Source organism: Nonomuraea sp. H19, from assembly GCF_052068215.1.
GTDB lineage: Bacteria > Actinomycetota > Actinomycetes > Streptosporangiales > Streptosporangiaceae > Nonomuraea.
The window spans coordinates 1-3,741 of the sequence record NZ_JBQHCV010000093.1; the positions used below are offsets into that span (position 1 = coordinate 1).

Annotated in this window: 2 protein-coding genes; both read right to left on the bottom strand. The window is 61.2% G+C overall.

The genetic code is table 11. The annotated features are described in order from the left end of the window. Positions 1-2,916 precede the first annotated feature (2,916 nt). Positions 2,917-3,234 (bottom strand): hypothetical protein, encoded by a 318-nt coding sequence (locus tag ACTMTI_RS56575; protein ID WP_441129353.1) that lies wholly within the window; start codon positions 3,232-3,234, stop codon positions 2,917-2,919. Further along, positions 3,231-3,635 (bottom strand): hypothetical protein, encoded by a 405-nt coding sequence (locus tag ACTMTI_RS56580; RefSeq protein WP_441129354.1) that lies wholly within the window; start codon positions 3,633-3,635, stop codon positions 3,231-3,233. Before ACTMTI_RS56580 ends, ACTMTI_RS56575 begins: the two co-directional genes overlap by 4 nt. Positions 3,636-3,741 lie beyond the last annotated feature (106 nt).

The window sequence follows — 3,741 nt, forward strand, 5'->3', positions numbered from 1 at the left end:
CACCGACCATTACCGCAGTCATCCCGCCGACGGACTCCAGCTCCTCGGTCTTACAACATGAGAACGCTTCGGCCCTGGTTCACCGGGTGAGGTCTGGAAACTGGGACTTGGACAAGGGCCGCTGCAGGCGCACTTGAAACGATGGTGGCTTGGCCGCCTGCTTTCAGAGCGTGGGTGGGATATCGAGAGTTTTGCACCTTCGTATGCAGGTGGCTCTCTTCTTGCCTGGAGGATATGCCCCTTTACAGTCTTTCCTGCATTCCTTTTGCTCGCCTGGAGGCAGCTTTGTGGGCGCCGAACCTGACGATGTCGTTGTGGTCTGGCAGCTTTCTGAGGTAGCCATCTCCACTGGGTCACTTGACGGCAGCCTTTCCGCAAGAGCTGCCGGTGCCGTCGCTAGCAGGGGTGCCACGACCCCGGCCGCGAGGAGGATTAGGCTCTTCTTGATGCTGCTTCGCAGCATCAATCTCCCCCTCGGGGAGTGGTTCTTGATGTGACGAAACACTTCCGCTCCTTGCTGGTTGGGTATCGGCGCAGCGGCGCGCTAAGGATCTGGGCCTTGTGGCCTGGCCTCCCGGTACGAATCAACTGAAGCCTTGATCTGGCCGTCCCCCCAGCGGGGTCGGCGCGCGGTTGCGGCCAGCGGCCGCAACCGCGGTCAGCGCTCCAATGCCTCTGATCCCGAGGTGCTTTCCAGATCAGAGGTTTGGATCTGGACCGCCCTCGGGTGCTCTTCCTCCTCCCCCTCTTCCTGGGCTCTTCCGGGCGCATTTCTGCTCGCACGAGTTGTAATTTTCCTCATTTATGAAATGACACTCGTCTGAGTTTTTCTTCTGCCTGTCGCATTTACGGTAGCCGGCGAGGTATTTGCCGCTGCATTTGGTGCTGCATCCTGGCGGCTTTGACTCGGAGAGGTTCGAACTCGTCAGGCAGCTTTCTCGGCCCGCTGACGCGAAAGCCCCCCGCACCGAACCCTAGGTGCGGGGGGCTTCGTGTGCCCGGGGTCAGGCAGCGGCTCCCCTGCCGCACATCTGCTGGTTTAGAGGCCTGGACCTGGGCCTCGTAGGCCGCTCTCCGGGCACGTTACTATCCACCTTATGCACACCCCAGTTTTCTTCGACCTCTTTACGCACTTATGGGTGCACTCCGGTGCTTTGAGTTCGGCGCACCTGGCCGTCTCGACCTTGGAGTGGGCCGTGGTTGCTTGGGGCGCGGTTGTCAGCCCACCAGTTGCGAGCGCGGTGAAGAGGAAAATTGTTGCGACTCTCCGAGTGTAGCGCATAACGCCACTCCTTTTTCCGTCCTTCTATGGCATCGCCGCCGGATTGAGGCACAATCGAAATTGATGCCTGTGCGACGGACGCATTTTTGCTAATTCGGACGAATAGCCGGTTCGCTCCTGCTATCCCGAAGCGGGATCTGCCTCTCATTCCCGTTGGCATTAGCCACGCCGGTCGGCTTCTGTCCAAATAGGCTATTTGCCGCCAGCGTGCCCATACAAGTCGAAATATGACAAATATAGGCAATATGGTTATTGGGAGCTCCAGCTCGGGCATGAGCAGGTTTGCCCGCACCCCTCCAGCACGAGCAAACCGGCACGGTCTGCCTAGCAGTAACATCCCAACTACGATACGTAAATGGCTGCCTGTGGCTCCGCCGCTTGGTCGTGCACGTGCACGGCGTTCCGCGCCTGGGCCTACAGCGGGCGTACGCCTTCGTATGTGCGTGACGGTGCCTCGGCGGGAGCCGGGGAGCTGGACCCTTGATCGCGAAGTTGCGAAAAGCCCCCGCACCGAACCCTAGGTGCGGGGGGCTTCGTGTGCCCGGGTCAGGCAGCGGCTCCCCTGCCGCACATCTGCTGGTTTAGAGGCCTGGACCTGGGTCTCGTAGGCCGCTCTCCGGGCACGTTACTCTCCACTTTATGCACAGCTTAGTTTTCTTTGACCTCTTTATGCACTTCCAGGTGCACTCCTGTGCTTTGAGTTCGGCGCACCTGGCCGTCTCGACCTTGGAGTGGGCCGTGGTTGCTTGGGGCGCGGTTGTCAGCCCACCAGTTGCGAGCGCGGTGAAGAGGAAAATTGTTGCGACTCTCCGAGTGTAGCGCATAACGCCACTCCTTTTTCCGTCCTTCTATGGCATCGCCGCCGGATTGAGGCACAATCGAAATTGATGCCTGTGCGACGGACGCATTTTTGCTAATTCGGACGAATAGCCGGTTCGCTCCTGCTATCCCGAAGCGGGATCTGCCTCTCATTCCCGTTGACATTAGCCACGCCGGTCGGCTTCTGTCCAAATAGGCTATTTGCCCTGGGGCGAACATCTGCATCGCGCGGCCTTAGTCGCTCCTGCTTACAGGTTCGGCTGTCGGGGGCCCGAATCTTCCAGGCCTGGGCTGTCGACCTGCCCGGGATAGCGTCTCTCGCACCAAGCCTTGCATCTCTTCCGCTTCTTGCCTTTGAAGAAATCGTCGCAGCGGCTTTTGCATCGCGTCTGGTCGGGAGGCACAGCCATCGATCCTCCCCACGCCGCGGCGTTCTCGAGGGAATCGGTCTGATGGCAACTTTCTGAGGTCGAGAACGGGTTGTTTGCGGCGTTTGAAGCCGAGTTATCCGCAGTGGCAGTCGGACCCACGCGAGCAAAGGTGCGATCACCCCTGCCACGAGCAGCGTCTTTCCTGTGCGGAGAAACATGATCCGCCCCCCTTCTTTCCGGCCGGCATAGCTCCCGCCTCAGGTCGGCACCTCGTCCGAATACGCTATTTGCCACTAAGGGCCTTATTCAACTCGAAATATGACAAATCTACTTAATGTGGATTATTTGGAGCTCCAGCTCTGGCGCGAGCACACTCCCAGGACGTCCCAAAACGGCGTTTGTGGGACGGTCGTCGACGACACGCGAGGCGAGGCCGACCACCCCCTATGGGCCCGCGCCTACCTGAAGGCCTGGAAGGCGCTCGACCGGCTCGCCGCGGACTTCACCGACGCGGTCGAACGCGCGGTCATCGCCGAACTGGGCCTGCCAGTAGGAGTGGAACGGCGAACCGGGTTTGGTGTCGGTCATCTCCTGGTGGGCGAGCAGCTCGAAGACGTCCAGGCGGACGGCGGCGTGCACCGCGGCGAATACCGGCACGGTGTCGATCATGAACTGGACGAACTCGAACGGCGCCGCCTCGAGGTCTTCGACGGTGCGCGTGACGTAGGCGTGTGTACGGTCGCGCTGCGGAAGTGTGGTCATGAGGCGGGCACCTGCTCAGTTCCGGTGGCGGACGACGATGGGGAGGCCGGCGTATGGGTTGTCGCCGGAAGCGGCAGCAGGAACCGGCGGGCATCGATGTGAGCGCTGACCTCCCCGTACTCCCGCATCAGGTCGGCGACCCGCTGGATGCGGTTGGGGTGCAGGTTCGTGGGGAAAACGCCCAGCGTGATGGTGGCGGCGGTCCTCGCGTCGATCTTCGTGTAGGTGGGCAGCATGGTTCTGACCAACTGCTCGTTGTTGGCGACGTCGAGTTGCGCTCGCATCAGGGCGCGTTGGAAGCCGGCGACCTGAGCGGGGTTGCTCTTGGCGTAGTCGGTGGAGGTGGCCCAGCCCGCGATGGGGAGACTTTCGGTCTGACCCTGCATCACGTCATACAGCACCCGTCCGCCAGCCTGCTGGCCGTAGAGAGTGAGGAGCCATGGAGATTCCGGACAGCCGTCTTATGGGCGTAGCCTATGCGGCTGTTTGGGTTGAGAGGGACTCGTT

Coding starts and splice junctions, on each gene's coding strand:
- ACTMTI_RS56575 (WP_441129353.1), bottom strand. CDS start 3,234: ATGACCACACTTCCGCAGCGCGACCGTACACACGCCTACGTCACGCGC.